At 69.6% G+C, this 13,300-nt stretch carries 14 protein-coding genes and 1 pseudogene; 8 read left to right on the forward strand and 7 right to left on the reverse strand.

The window, feature by feature from the left end:
• The 3 genes from VFF46_RS15725 to VFF46_RS15735 all read right to left on the reverse strand — a co-directional run.
• On the reverse strand, window positions 1-688 hold a 688-nt coding region (locus VFF46_RS15725), incomplete at its 3' end, for an NAD-binding protein (protein ID WP_325037869.1).
• Between the two features lie 70 nt (window positions 689-758).
• Window positions 759-2,432, reverse strand: a complete 1,674-nt coding sequence (locus VFF46_RS15730; RefSeq protein WP_325037856.1) for an acyl-CoA mutase large subunit family protein — start codon at window positions 2,430-2,432, stop codon at window positions 759-761.
• A 181-nt stretch (window positions 2,433-2,613) separates the two neighbouring features.
• Window positions 2,614-3,114 carry a MarR family transcriptional regulator gene (locus tag VFF46_RS15735; protein WP_325037857.1) on the reverse strand — a complete coding sequence of 167 codons (501 nt, stop codon included), beginning with the start codon at window positions 3,112-3,114 and terminating at the stop codon, window positions 2,614-2,616.
• 32 nt (window positions 3,115-3,146) lie between these two features.
• Between VFF46_RS15735 and VFF46_RS15740 the strand changes: the two genes are divergently transcribed.
• The 4 genes from VFF46_RS15740 to VFF46_RS15755 all read left to right on the forward strand — a co-directional run bounded on the left by VFF46_RS15740 (window position 3,147) and on the right by VFF46_RS15755 (window position 6,028).
• Window positions 3,147-3,593 carry a DUF4231 domain-containing protein gene (locus VFF46_RS15740; RefSeq protein WP_325037858.1) on the forward strand — a complete coding sequence of 149 codons (447 nt, stop codon included), beginning with the start codon at window positions 3,147-3,149 and terminating at the stop codon, window positions 3,591-3,593.
• A gap of 32 nt (window positions 3,594-3,625) precedes the next feature.
• Complete coding sequence (locus tag VFF46_RS15745; protein WP_325037859.1) at window positions 3,626-4,348, forward strand: maleylpyruvate isomerase family mycothiol-dependent enzyme; 723 nt, start codon at window positions 3,626-3,628, stop codon at window positions 4,346-4,348.
• Window positions 4,349-4,409: 61 nt separating this feature from the next.
• Window positions 4,410-4,757, forward strand: a complete 348-nt coding sequence (locus VFF46_RS15750; RefSeq protein ID WP_325037860.1) for a YciI family protein — start codon at window positions 4,410-4,412, stop codon at window positions 4,755-4,757.
• Between the two features lie 23 nt (window positions 4,758-4,780).
• Window positions 4,781-6,028 (forward strand): RNA polymerase sigma factor, encoded by a 1,248-nt coding sequence (locus tag VFF46_RS15755; protein WP_325037861.1) that lies wholly within the window; start codon window positions 4,781-4,783, stop codon window positions 6,026-6,028.
• Between the two features lie 45 nt (window positions 6,029-6,073).
• Here VFF46_RS15755 and VFF46_RS15760 read toward each other — a convergent pair whose 3' ends face one another.
• From VFF46_RS15760 to VFF46_RS15775, 4 genes are all read right to left on the reverse strand, one after another.
• Complete coding sequence (locus VFF46_RS15760) at window positions 6,074-6,796, reverse strand: PH domain-containing protein (protein ID WP_325037862.1); 723 nt, start codon at window positions 6,794-6,796, stop codon at window positions 6,074-6,076.
• 88 nt (window positions 6,797-6,884) lie between these two features.
• Window positions 6,885-7,043: a hypothetical protein gene (locus VFF46_RS15765; protein ID WP_325037863.1), complete on the reverse strand. Its 159-nt coding sequence runs from the start codon at window positions 7,041-7,043 to the stop codon at window positions 6,885-6,887.
• Window positions 7,044-7,342: 299 nt separating this feature from the next.
• On the reverse strand, window positions 7,343-8,299 hold the full coding sequence (meaB, locus tag VFF46_RS15770; protein ID WP_325037864.1) for a methylmalonyl Co-A mutase-associated GTPase MeaB: 957 nt from the start codon (window positions 8,297-8,299) through the stop codon (window positions 7,343-7,345).
• The gene (locus tag VFF46_RS15775) at window positions 8,299-9,501 is read right to left on the reverse strand and encodes an acetyl-CoA C-acetyltransferase (protein WP_325037865.1); all 1,203 of its coding nucleotides are present in this window, start codon (window positions 9,499-9,501) and stop codon (window positions 8,299-8,301) included. Before VFF46_RS15775 ends, meaB begins: the two co-directional genes overlap by 1 nt.
• Before the next feature lie 135 nt (window positions 9,502-9,636).
• Between VFF46_RS15775 and mce the strand changes: the two genes are divergently transcribed.
• From mce to VFF46_RS15795, 4 genes and pseudogenes are all read left to right on the forward strand, one after another.
• A complete protein-coding gene (gene mce, locus VFF46_RS15780; RefSeq protein ID WP_325037866.1) occupies window positions 9,637-10,062 on the forward strand; it encodes a methylmalonyl-CoA epimerase in 426 nt (141 codons plus the stop codon).
• 58 nt (window positions 10,063-10,120) lie between these two features.
• Window positions 10,121-11,020, forward strand: coding sequence for a sensor histidine kinase (locus VFF46_RS15785; protein ID WP_325037867.1), 900 nt, complete (start codon window positions 10,121-10,123; stop codon window positions 11,018-11,020).
• A gap of 136 nt (window positions 11,021-11,156) precedes the next feature.
• The gene (ccrA, locus tag VFF46_RS15790; protein ID WP_325037868.1) at window positions 11,157-12,488 is read left to right on the forward strand and encodes a crotonyl-CoA carboxylase/reductase; all 1,332 of its coding nucleotides are present in this window, start codon (window positions 11,157-11,159) and stop codon (window positions 12,486-12,488) included.
• A 79-nt stretch (window positions 12,489-12,567) separates the two neighbouring features.
• Window positions 12,568-13,300 (forward strand): annotated as a pseudogene (locus tag VFF46_RS15795) (transposase); the annotation flags it as partial.

Genomic DNA, 13,300 nt, shown 5'->3' on the forward strand with positions numbered 1-13,300 from the left:
CCGCAGCCCCGGGCGCTCGGGCGGATCCCGCGGACCCGGGAGAACCGTCCGGCTCCACGTCCACGGCGGACCGGGTGGTCTCCGCAGCCGCGGAGGACCCTCGGGGCCCGGAGGGGCGGGTGGGGGTGGCGGGGGTTGTGGGTTGGTCGGGGTACTCGCCGGGGACCGGGAGGAGGATGGGGGTGGCGGTGGAGGTGGCGTCGGCGAGGACGGTGAGGTGGGGTTCGCGGATCAGGTCGGCTTCGCCGACCACGACCATGCGGCCGCCGAGCTCCATCCAGGTGAGCTCGTCGTCGTCCAGCGCGTCCGAGACGAACGCGGGCGCCGCCAGCGACGGCCCGTTGATCACCACGCAGTCGCCGAGCAGGCTGTTCAGCTGCCCGCCGAGCCGCGGGTTCACCATCAGCAGGATGATCCGCAGGTCCCGATCCATGTCGCGCGCGGTCAGCGCGGTGTGCACGTTGTGCACGTCGTCGTTGTCCAGCAGCACCAACGCCCGCGCGGTCGACGGCGGACCGTCCTTCCGCCGATCCACACCGGCCCGGCGAAGCAACGACTCACTGATCACCGGCGCGTCGATCACCTTCGCGCCGAGCTCACCGATCCGGTCGCGGTGCCGCGACGCGGGGTTGACCAGCGCGATCACCCGCTCGCCCGAACTCACCAGTTCGGTGACCACCCGGACCATCGTCCGGCTCGACCCGCAGACCACCACCGGCCGCTCACCGATCTCGCCGGTCCCGGCCGCGGACGGCTCCTCAGAATCGGGCGGGCTCTCGGTACTCTCCCCACTGTTCCCGAAGAACGTGACAGATTTCCCCCATCGTGGCCTCCGCACGCGCCGCCTCCAGCATGGGTTCGATCAGGTTGCCAGTGCCGCTGGCCGCCTCCACCAGAGCCGACAGCGTACGACGTACCCGGTCCTCGTCGCGGTGTGCCTTGCGCGCCGCGAGCACCCGGCACTGCTCGATCTCGACCTCGTGCGAGACCCGGAGGATCTCCAGCTCGCCGGAGACCGTGTCGGTGAGCGTGTTCACGCCGACGATCTTCTTCTCGCTCTTCTCCAGCTTCTGCTGGTACTCGAAGGCCGCGTCGGCGATCTCGGCCATGAACCAGCCGTCCTCGATCCCGCGCAGGATCCCGCCGGTCATCGTCTCGTCCGGGCTCATCTCCTTGATCCGCGCGAAGATCTGCTCCGCCTCGGCCTCGATGGCGTCGGTGAGCGCCTCGACGTACCAGGAACCGCCGAGCGGGTCGGCGACGTTCGTGATGCCGATCTCCTCCATCAGCACCGACTGCGTGCGGAGCGCGATCTCGGCCGACTCCTCGCTCGGCAGCGCGAGTGTCTCGTCGAGCGCGTTGGTGTGCAGCGAGTTCGTCCCGCCCAGGACCGCGGCCAGGGCTTCGACAGCCGTCCGTACGACGTTGTTGTAAGGCTGCTGCGCGGTCAGCGACACCCCCGCGGTCTGGGTGTGGAAGCGGAGCCACTGCGCCTTGTCGGTCCAGGCGCCGTACACGTCCCGCAGCCAGCGCGCCCAGATCCGCCGGGCGGCGCGGAACTTCGCGATCTCCTCGAAGAAGTCCAGGTGGCTGTCGAAGAAGAACGACAGGCCCGGGGCGAACACGTCGACGTCGAGCCCGCGGGACAGGCCGAGCTCGACGTACGCGAACCCGTCGGCGAGCGTGTACGCGAGCTCCTGCGCGGCGGTCGAGCCGGCCTCGCGGATGTGGTACCCGGACACGCTCAGCGGTTTGTACGCCGGGATCGTGGTCGCGCAGTACTCCATCAGGTCGCCGATCAGCCGCAGGTGCGGCTCCGGCGGGAACAGCCACTCCTTCTGGGCGATGTACTCCTTGAAGATGTCGGTCTGCAGGGTGCCGTTCAGCTTGGTGATGTCGGCGCCCTGCCGTTCGGCGGCGACCAGGTACATGCAGAACGCCGGGACCGCCGGGCCGGAGATCGTCATCGAGGTGGTGACGTCCTGCAGCGGGATGTCCTTGAACAGCCGGTCCATGTCGGTGGCCGAGTCGATCGCGACCCCGCAGTGCCCGACCTCGCCGAGCGACCTCGGGTCGTCGGAGTCGCGGCCCATCAGCGTCGGCATGTCGAACGCGACGGACAGGCCGCCGCCACCGCCGTTCAGGATCATCCGGTACCGCTCGTTGGTCTGCTCGGCGTTGCCGAAGCCGGCGAACTGGCGGATCGTCCAGGTCCGGCCGCGGTACCCGGTCGCGTACAGGCCGCGGGTGAACGGGAACTCCCCCGGCCAGCCGATCCGCTCCATCCGCGGGTCGGCGCTCCCCTCGGGCGGCCCGTAGACGGGGGCGACCTCGGTGCCGGAGAGCGTGGTGAAATCCGCCTCCCGCTTGCGCGCGGCGTCGTACCGCTGCTGCCACCGGTCACGCCCGGCCGCGATCTGCTCGGCATCCATCAGTCAGACCTCCCTAGGACTGGTCCCCAAAATACTAGGACGTCCAACTATTTCCAATGTGGGGCGGATCCCCAGACCATCACAATCCGCGCCGGCCGGCGCCGCTGAGCGTGGAGGCCCGCCGCGGCACGTGATTGTGATGGGCTGCGGATCCGCCCCCACCCAGCAACCGGCGCCCGGGTCAGAAGTCGCCGGCGTTGTGGCGGAGGGGTTCGAGGACGGACCAGAGCATCTTCAGCTGGTCGTCGGTGAGGCCGCGGAGGGCGAAGTCGGCGGCGACCAGGTCGGCGGTGGCGCGTTCGACCAGGTCGCGGCCCTCGGGGGTGATCTCGCACAGCACCGCGCGGCCGTCGTCCGGGTGCGGCGTACGGGTCACCAGCCCGGCGGCCTCCAGCCGGCGCACGATCGACGTCACGGACGTCGGGTGCACCTGCAGCCGCTCGCCCATCTTGCCCAGCGGCAACGACCCACGCCGCGAGAACGTCAGCAGTACCAGCGCCTCGAACCGGGCGAACGTCAGCTCGTGCTTGCGCAGGATCTCGTCCAGCTCGTTGATCACGATCTGCTGCGCCCGCATCAACGACGTCACGGCCCGCATCTGCTCGACGGCCCCCCACCGCCGCCCCCACTGCCGCGACGCCTCGTCGATCGGATCGAACGGCAACGCCCGCTTCCTCGCCATGCCCGGAACCTTAGCCCCAGACTTGTACGACCATGGCGAAACCCAAGGATTACGACTTCCCCGCCCTCGGGACGGATGTTCCGGCCGAACAGCTGATCAGCATCCGATTCCGCAAGTACGCCGCGCACGCCCACAGCGCCCGGTTCTGGTACCGCATCCTCGGCGTCGTGCAGCTGTGCGCCGCCCTGGTGATCGCGATCTCGGTGGCGATCAGCGCACCGATCTGGTTGGCGCCGGCGCTCGGCGGCCTGATCGCGCTCTCCGAGGGGGTCCGGACGTTGTTCGGGTTGAAGGACGCGTACCCGACGTACACCCGGACCGCACAGGAGTTGCGCAACGAGGCCTGGCTGTACGCGCAGAAGGCTGGGCGGTACGCGGATGCAGGCGAGCCGGTGAAGTTGCTTGCTGAGCGCGTGGTGGAGATCAGCCACTCCGAGACCGAGGACTGGGAGGCCGCGTTGAAGGCACGCAACATCTGAAAAGTGTCGGCAGGGTCTGGCACTGTGCCGGCATGAGATATCTGGAGCACTTGCGGGCCGAGAGTTCGCGGTTGGGTGGGGTGGCTCGGGCCGGGCTGGGGGCTGGTGTGCCCAGTTGTCCTGGGTGGGTGGTGGATGACGTGGTGCGGCATGTCGCGCAGGTGTATGAGCACAAGGTGGAGGTGCTGAAGCACGGGGTGCTGCCGGATCCTTGGCCGCCGGACTTTTCCGGGCTGGATTCGTTGCAGTGGTACGACGAGGCGCGGCAGGCGGTCGTGGACGCGTTGGAGAGCGCGGGCACCGACCGGCCGACCTGGACCTTCAACCCGCGGGACAGTACGTCGGCGTTCTGGCACCGGCGGATGGTGCACGAGACCGTGATCCACCGGATCGACGTCGAGCAGGCGCACGACGTGGTCTCGCCGATCGACCCGGAGGTGGCCCTCGACGGGATCGACGAGGTGCTGTACCCGACCGTCGGCGGTCCGTGGTGGGAGGAGGGCGACACCGAGTACCCGGTGGACGCCACGATCCGGCTGACCACCGGCGGCCGGTCCTGGACCGTGGTCGTCGACGCGACGAGTGTCGACGTACGGCAAGGGGCCGAGGGTACGGCGGCGGCCGAGGTGAGCGGTGATCCGGCGCAGGTGTACCTGTGGTTGTGGGGCCGGGCCGGCGAGGACACGATCGAGGTGGCGGGCGATCCGGAGGTCGTGCGGGCGTTCCGCGGACGAATATCGGAGGCGTCGCAGTGAGGATGTCCTCTCCGGGCGTTCCCGTTCGTTCCCTTCACGACAACCGAGAAGGAGGACTCTGATGGCCCAGTACCTTGCCTTGACCTACACCGCGGACGTCGACTGGTGGGCGCCCGAACAGGCCGAGGAGCTGGCCGAGTACCGGCGGTTCGGCGCCGAGTACGCCGACCAGGTGAAGGCGAGCGCCGTACTGCATCCGACCGCGACGGCGACCGTGGTCCGCGTGCAGGGCGCCCGCGGCGGACCGGTCGTCACCACGGACGGCCCGTATGCCGAGACCAAGGAAGCCCTGACCGGGTACTACCTGATCGAGGCCGACGACCTCGAGGAGGCGGTCAGGATCGCGGCCGAGATCCCCGCCGCCTGGGGCGGAGCGGTCGAGGTCCGCCCGGTCATCCTGGCCAAGTAGCCGGCCGAGCGGTAGGGCGACGCGTGGACGAGTTGTACGGCGTGGTGGCGGAGACGGTCCGGGTTGAGGGGACGCGGATTCTCGCGACCCTGATCCGGACCGTGGGTGACGTCCAGCTGGCCGAGGACGCCGTACAGGAGGCGGCGCTGGCGGCGCTCGGGGCGTGGCCCGTGACGGGCGTTCCGCCGGAGCCGCGCGCCTGGCTGACGGTCACCGCGCGGCGGAAGGCGATCGACATCATCCGACGCGAACAGGCCCGCGGCGCGAAGGAACGCGACGCGCAGCAGCTGATCGACCTGACCACGCTGGATGCGCCGGATGTCGTCCAGGACGACCTCCTGCGACTGATCTTCACCTGCTGCCACCCCGCGCTGTCGCCACCGACCCGCGTGGCGCTCGCGCTCCGCACGCTCTGCGGTCTCTCACCCGCACAGATCGCCGCCGTACTGCTGACCACCGAGGTAGCAACCACGAAACGCCTGGTACGCGCCCGGCAGAAGATCGCGGCCGCCCGGATCCCGTACCGTGTGCCGTCCGACGCCGAGCTGCCCGAGCGGCTCCCGGCGGTCTGCGCGGTCATCCACAGCCTGTACACCGCCGGGCACGCACCCGCGGAGGGCGAGGCGGCGTACGACGTGGATCTCTGCGCGGAGGCGATCCGCCTGGCGGAGCTGCTGCGCGCGTTGCTGCCCGATCAGCCGACGCCGACCGCAGTACTGGCCTTGCTGGTGCTCACCGAGGCGCGGCGACCCGCGCGGCTCGATGACGACGGACAGGTCGTGACGCTGGACCTGCAGGACCGTTCACGCTGGGACCAGGCGTTGATCGCCCGCGGTATCGCGCTGCTCAACGAGTCGCTGGAGCGCTCCGAGCGGCAGGCGGACGCGTACCAGCTCCAGGCCGCGATCGCCGCCGAGCACGCCCGCGTCCCCAGCTACAACGCGACCGACTGGCACGAGATCGTCCGGCTGTACGACCTGCTCGTCGCGGTCTCCCCCGGTCCGGCAGCCGAGCTCGCCCGCGTCGTGGCGATCGCCGAAACCGGCCGAGTCGGCACCGCCCTGGAGCTCCTGGACACGATCCCGCCCAGCTCCCGGCACCACGCCGTACGCGGCGAACTCCTCGCCCGCCGGTCCCACTACGCCGAAGCCGCCGCCGAGCTCCAGGCAGCCCTCGACACTGCCCCACCAACCCACCCGGAACGAGCCCACCGAGAACGCCGCCGCGACCACTTCCGGCAGCTGGCCGAGCAACGACCGGCAACCGGCTGACCGGCCCGCCGACGGCGCGTGCGTCCGAGCGGTCCGGCGCGGGGTCTACTCGTTGTCGATCCAGTTGCCGCGTTCGCTGTTGAAGATCGACTTCGCGCCGTGGGACGGGGCCGGCCGCGACTCGGCGGCCGGCTTCGTGACGGCCGTAACCGGGGCGTAGCTGCCACTGACCTCCTGAGCGGAGTCCATCCCGATCGGGCCGGTGCCGTCGTCGTCGGAGTCCTCGTCACCCTGGAGTACGTCGACGCTCGCGGACGCCCGCAGGCCGGTGCGCTGGATGACGCGCTGGATGGTCAGGTCCCGGTCGTCGGGACGGCTGACCCACTTGATCTCGCGGAAGCCCTGGTCCTGCGCGGCGGACTCGAAGACGAAGTGGCCGTAGCCCAGCATCCGCCCGATGATCGGCTTCTGCAGCGTGATGTCCAGGACCCGCGCGATCGGGGTCGTCGCGACGGTCTGCGAGAAGACGCCGCGGATCCGCATCACCCGCATGTTCGTGACCACGAACCGGTCCCGGTGCTCGGTGAGGAACTGCCAGAAGGCGTGCACGAGCAGGATGAGCACGATCGCGAGCAGCACCGGCTGCGCCCCGATCGTCGTGACCGCCATCGTCACCAGCAGCGCTGCCGCGATCACGACCTCGAGCATCGGCAGCGCGAACACCACCCAGTGGTGCCGAACCTCGTCGATGACGACTTCGCCCTCGTCCGAGATCAGATGGCGCCGGACCTTCGGGTCGAAGATCCGGAAAAGGCCTATTCCGGCCATCCACTCACTCCCCTGTCACGCACCTGTGTGTGACCCCGTGAAACAAGTGTCCCGCACGATCGCTCGCAACGGGACACTCAGCGGGTGCTCACTTGAACAGCGCGGTCAGGAAGGTGATGACACTCCCGAAGGCCGTACCGACGGCCGAGAACGCACCACCGACTGCGCCGGCAGCGTGCGCCGGCTGGGTGAACAGATAGAAGCCGGCAAAGGCGATGAGCGCCCAGATCAACAACTTCTTCGGCATGTCGCCACTCCCCTTGTTCCTAACCCACTCGGTCGACTGTGGTTGAGTTTGTATCACGGACCGTCACCAATTGTCACTGACTGAACACAGCCCACCGCACAATGCTCACCAGGTACAAGATCCATTCTGTAACGGATCCGGGGCCATGGCAGCCTCCGGCGCGCCGCCGTGAGACGCTGATCGCGGTCAGCGCCGGAAATCCTGCGGTATTTGCCCGGAATCGGCACAACTGACGGTGAACGAAAAGCAAAGACACAATGTGACACTGCGTGGCCGGCTGTTCCACGGCGAGACAAGTGTCACAAAGCGGCAATCAATTCGTCGGCCGCCGAATACGGGTCGATCGCTCCGTCGGCGACCTTGGCGGCCAGTACGTCGAGCCGCGCGTCGCCGTGCAGATGCGCGAACCGGGCCCGCAGCGCGGTGGTCGCGATCGCCTCGATCTCGTCCCGCGCGCGACTGCGGCGGCGCTCGGTGAGGACGCCGTTCCCGGTCATCCACTGCAGCCGGTCGTCGATCGCCTGGACGACCTCCGCGAGGCCTTCGTTGCGGGAGGCGACGGTCTTCAGGATGGGCGGTTTCCAGGCGCCTTCGGCGCGCTCCGCCAGCGCGAGCATCGATCGCAGGTCCCGGATCACCGACTGGGCGCCGTCGCGGTCGGCCTTGTTCACCACGTAGATGTCGCCGACCTCGAGGATCCCGGCCTTGGCCGCCTGGATCCCGTCGCCCATGCCGGGCGCGAGCAGGACGAGCGTGGTGTCCGCCAGGCCGGCGATCTCCACCTCGGACTGCCCGACGCCGACGGTCTCCACCAGTACGACGTCGAAGCCGGCCGCGTCCAGTACCCGGAGCGCCTGCGGCGTGGACCAGGACAGTCCGCCGAGATGCCCGCGGGACGCCATCGACCGGATGAACACGCCGCGGTCGGTCGCGTGGTCCTGCATCCGGACGCGGTCCCCGAGCAGCGCCCCACCGGAGAACGGCGACGACGGGTCCACCGCCAGTACGCCGACCCGCTTCCCGGCCTCCCGGTACGCCGACACCAGCGCCGAGGTCGACGTCGACTTCCCGACCCCCGGCGACCCGGTAACGCCGACGATGTGCGCGTTCCCGGCGTACGGCGCCAGCGCCGCCATCACGTCCCGCAGCAACGGCGACTCGTCCTCGACCAGCGAGATCAGCCGGGCAACGGCCCGGGAGTCCCCCTCCCGGGCACGCCCGACCAACTCGCCGACCGGCGGCGTACGTCGTGGCATCAGCTCTTCGGGGATCGGATGATCAGGGCGTCGCCCTGGCCGCCGCCGCCACAGAGGGCTGCCGCGCCGGTGCCGCCGCCGCGGCGGTTGAGTTCCAGGGCGAGGTGCAGGACGAGGCGGGCGCCGGACATGCCGATCGGGTGGCCGAGGGCGATCGCGCCGCCGTTCACGTTGACCTTGTCGTCGCCGACGCCGAGTTCGCGCGCGGACGCGATCCCGACCGCCGCGAACGCCTCGTTGATCTCGATCAGATCGAGATCACCCGGCTGGATGCCTTCCTTCGAGCACGCCTTGACGATCGCGTTCGCCGGCTGGCTCTGCAGCGTCGAGTCCGGCCCGGCGACCGAACCGTGCGCCCCGATCTCCGCGATCCAGCTCAGCCCGAGCTCCTCGGCCTTCGCCTTGCTCATCAGGACGACCGCGCACCCACCGTCGGAGATCTGCGACGCCGACCCAGCGGTGATCGTCCCGTCCTTGCCGAACGCCGGCCGCAACCTCGCCAGCGCCTCGACCGACGTGTCACCACGAACACCCTCGTCCGTCTCCACCACGATCGGGTCGCCCTTGCGCTGCGGCACCTCGACCGGCACCACCTCGTCGGCGAACACGCCGTTCTTCCATGCCTCGGCGGCCCGCTGGTGCGAACGGGCGCTGAACTCGTCCTGCTCCTCGCGGGTCAGCTTCAGCCCGGCGGCGTTCGCCTGGTCCGTCAGCGCACCCATCGCCTGGTCGGTGAACGCGTCCCACAACCCGTCGTACGACATCGAGTCCACCAGCGTGGTGTCGCCGTACTTGAAGCCTTCGCGGGACTTCGGCAGCAGGTGCGGCGCGTTCGTCATCGACTCCATGCCGCCGGCCACGACGATCTCGTACTCGCCGGCGCGGATCAGCTGGTCGGCGAGCGCGATCGCGTTCAGGCCGGACAGGCAGACCTTGTTGATGGTGATCGCCGGCACGTCCATCGGAATGCCGCCCTTGACCGCGGCCTGCCGGGCGGTGATCTGACCGCCGCCGGCCTGCAGCACCTGGCCCATGATCACGTACTCGACCTGGTCCGCGGCGACGCCCGCCTTCCGCAGCGCGCCCTGGATCGCGAACCCGCCCAGGTCCGCGCCGGTGAAGCCCTTGAGGCCGCCCAGCAACCGCCCGATCGGGGTCCGTGCACCGGCGACGATGACGCTTGAGTTCCGCGTGTCAGACATGTTGTCACGATACCTGCGACGGCACTGGTACGCCGCTGGTCGCGCACGTCAGACCGGTCACACAGCGCCGACGTGGTCGTGTCGATCGGACCACTTTCGATGGCGCCGGCGGACGCCGTGGGCCAGGCTGGTCCGATGGATCAGTTGTTCGACGCGATCGACCACGTCGGCATCGCGGTGGCCGACTTCGACGAGGCCGTCCGGTACTACGCCGACGTGTTCGGCATGACCGTGGCGCACGAGGAGATCAACGAGGAGCAGGGCGTCCGCGAGGCGATGCTCGCGGTCAGCGACTCCGGGTCCTCGATCCAGCTGCTGGCGCCGCTGTCGGACGCGTCGCCGATCGCGAAGTTCCTCGACCAGCGCGGCGCCGGCATCCAGCAGCTCGCGTACCGGGTGCGCGACCTCGACGCGGTCTCCGCCGTACTGCGGGAACGCGGCGCGCGACTCCTGTACGACGAACCGAAGCGCGGTACGGCCGGATCCCGGGTGAACTTCATCCACCCGAAGTCGGCCGGCGGCGTACTGGTCGAACTCGTGGAGCCACCGGACAGGACCTGAGGGTGACGGCGCGCTAAACAACTCTGTGTGACGCCGTCCGGCGGACTACTCTGTTCGGGTGCTGAAGGACAGCGCCACCGACTCCTTGCACGGTGCGCCGGCCGGGTTCGAGCACGATGCCTTCGTCCACGACTCGGACGCGGACTTCGTGCGGCGCGCGGCTGCGTTCGTGTCCGAGGGTCCGGCGGCGGGGGAAACCGTCGTGGCCGTGCTGCCACCGGAGCGGATCGCGGTACTGCGCGAGGCTCTCGGTGCAGCGCAGCACACGGTCCGTTTTATCGATATGACCGTTGCCGGCGGCAACCCCGCGCGGCTGATCCCGTTCTGGCGGGACGTGCTCGAGCGGCACCCGGGACCGGTCCGCGGGCTCAGCGAGGCGGCGTACCCGGGCCGCAGCGCGGCGGCGTACGACGAGGTGCTGCTGCACGAGGCGCTGACCGAGCTCGCCTTCGCGACCGACGGCTCGTTCCGGATGTACTGCGCGTACGAGGCCACGGTCGGCATCGACCCGACCGCGGCGCATGCGGGCGCGGGAGCTCTTGCGGAGAAGACCTTCCGGACCGCGCTGGACGGCGTACCGGACCGGGCCGAGCGGTGGGACTTCGGTCCGGACGAGCTCGGCCAGGTACGGCAGTGGCTGAGCGGTCAGGCGGCGTCCCACGGGGTGTCCCGGGACCGGCTCGACGACCTGGCGCTGGCATTGCACGAGATCTGCACGAACAGCATCCGGTTCGGCGGCGGGCGCGGGACGCTCGCGGTGTGGATCGCGGACGGCGCGCTGATCTGCGACGTGACGGACCGTGGACGGATCGACGACCTGCTGGTCGGCCGGGTGCTGCCGCCGCTGGACGGGCTCGGCGGACGCGGCGTGTGGCTGGCGAACCAACTGTGCGATCTGGCGCAACTGCGGTCCGGTGACGACTTCACCCAAGTCCGGTTGCACACCCGGTTGCGGTGATAGGACCACTGACAACGGTGGACTGATCGAGTGACGGTCGTCTCAACCGTCGCCCGCTGTGTTACAGGGCACAGCCAGGCGTGCATACTCGACGGTAAGTTCCGCTCACTGACCGCCTCTGCAGGAGGTACTTTCCGTGAAGCAGATCCTCGAAGCGATCCTCTCCGGCGACAGCGCGGCCGTCGGCGACCTCGACGTACCGGACCATTACCGCGGGATCACCGTGCACGCCGACGAGGCCTCGATGTTCGACGGGCTCGACACCAAGGAGAAGGATCCGCGGAAGAGTCTGCACCTCGACGACGTACCGACGCCGGAGCTCGGGCCGGGTGAGGCGCTGGTCGCGGTGATGGCGAGCGCGATCAACTACAACACCGTCTGGACGTCGATCTTCGAGCCGGTATCGACCTTCTCGTTCCTGAAGCGGTACGGAAAGCTGTCGCCGCTGACCGCCCGGCACGACCTGCCGTACCACGTGGTCGGCTCGGACCTCGCGGGCGTCGTACTGCGGACCGGACCGGGGGTGAACGCCTGGAAGCCCGGCGACGAGGTGGTCGCGCACTGCCTGTCGGTCGAGCTGGAGTCGCCGGACGGGCACAACGACACGATGCTCGACTCCGAACAGCGGATCTGGGGTTTCGAGACGAACTTCGGCGGCCTCGCGGAGCTCGCGCTGGTGAAGTCGAACCAGCTGATGCCGAAACCGGCCCACCTCACCTGGGAGGAGGCGGCGTCGCCCGGGCTGGTGAACAGTACGGCGTACCGGCAGCTGGTGTCGGCGAACGGCGCGAACATGAAGCAGGGCGACGTCGTACTGATCTGGGGCGCGTCCGGCGGGCTCGGCTCGTACGCGACGCAGTTCGCGCTGAACGGCGGCGCGATCCCGGTGTGCGTGGTGTCGTCGCCGGAGAAGGCGGAGATCTGCCGGGCGATGGGCGCCTCGCTGATCATCGACCGGTCCGCCGAGGGGTACCGGTTCTGGAAGGACGAGACGACCCAGGACCCCAAGGAGTGGAAGCGGTTCGGGGCGCGGATCCGGGAGCTGACCGGCGGGGACGACCCGGACATCGTGTTTGAGCACCCGGGTCGGGAGACGTTCGGGGCGTCGGTGTACGTCGCCCGGCGCGGCGGGACGATCGTGACGTGTGCGTCGACGTCCGGCTTCATGCACGAGTACGACAACCGGTACCTGTGGATGAACCTGAAACGGATCATCGGCTCTCATTTCGCCAACTACCGCGAGGCCTGGGAGGCGAACCGGCTGATCGCCCGCGGCATGGTGCACCCGACCGTGAGCAGGGTCTACCCGCTCGAGGAGACCGCCCAGGCGGCGTACGACGTCCACCGCAACCTGCACCAGGGCAAGGTCGGCGTCCTCACCCTGGCACCGACCGAAGGGCTGGGCGTTCGCGACCCCGAACTCCGGGCCAAGCACGCCGATCAGATCAATCGCTTCCGCGACAGGTAGTGCGATTGGGCGTTTGGGTGCGGTTCTGACAGGCTTAAGGTGAAGGATTCACGCTGAGCCGCCAGAAGGGAACTCCGGAATGCCTGACGAGTCGAGCCTGCCGTTCTTCGACCGTACGGCGACCGCGGCCGGGGGCTTCCCGGTCAGCCGCCGTGGGTACGACAAGCAGGCCGTGGACGACTACGTCCGCGCGCTGGAGATGCAACTCGTCGAGGCACGCAACCGCGCCGACGAGCTGCAGCAGAACGTGGCGCCGCTGCAGCAGCAGCTCGCCGAGACCCGGCGCCAGCTCGACGCCAGCGCCAACCCCTCGTACGCGGGGCTCGGCGACCGGGCCGCGCAGATCCTCCGGCTCGCCCAAGATCAGGCGGCCGAGGCGCTCGAGGAGGCCAAACGCGAGGCCGACGAGCTGCGCGCGAACGCGGCCAAGGAAGCCGCGGCCGCGCGGGCGACCGGTGACCGCGAGGCCGAGGACATCCGCACCGTCGCGCTGAACGAGGCGGACAGCATGCGCCGTACCGCCGAGGGCGACGCGGCCGAGCTGCGGCGTACGGCGGAGACCGAGGCCGCCGAGATACTGCAGGCCGCCCAGCGGAGGGCGGAGCAGCTGCAGCTGACGGCCGAATCGCAGGCGAGCACGCTCAAGAACGGCGCGCTGCACGAGGCGGAGAAGATCCGTACGGCGATCCAGCGCGAGTCGGCGGCGCTCCGAGCGCGGCTGGCGGACGAGCGCGAGCAGCAGGCGAAGGAGCTGGCCGACAAGCACCAGCAGATCGCGGCCGACACCGACAGCCTGACCACCCAGATGAAGG

This window comes from Kribbella sp. (genome assembly GCF_035655035.1).
Taxonomy (GTDB): Bacteria; Actinomycetota; Actinomycetes; order Propionibacteriales; family Kribbellaceae; genus Kribbella.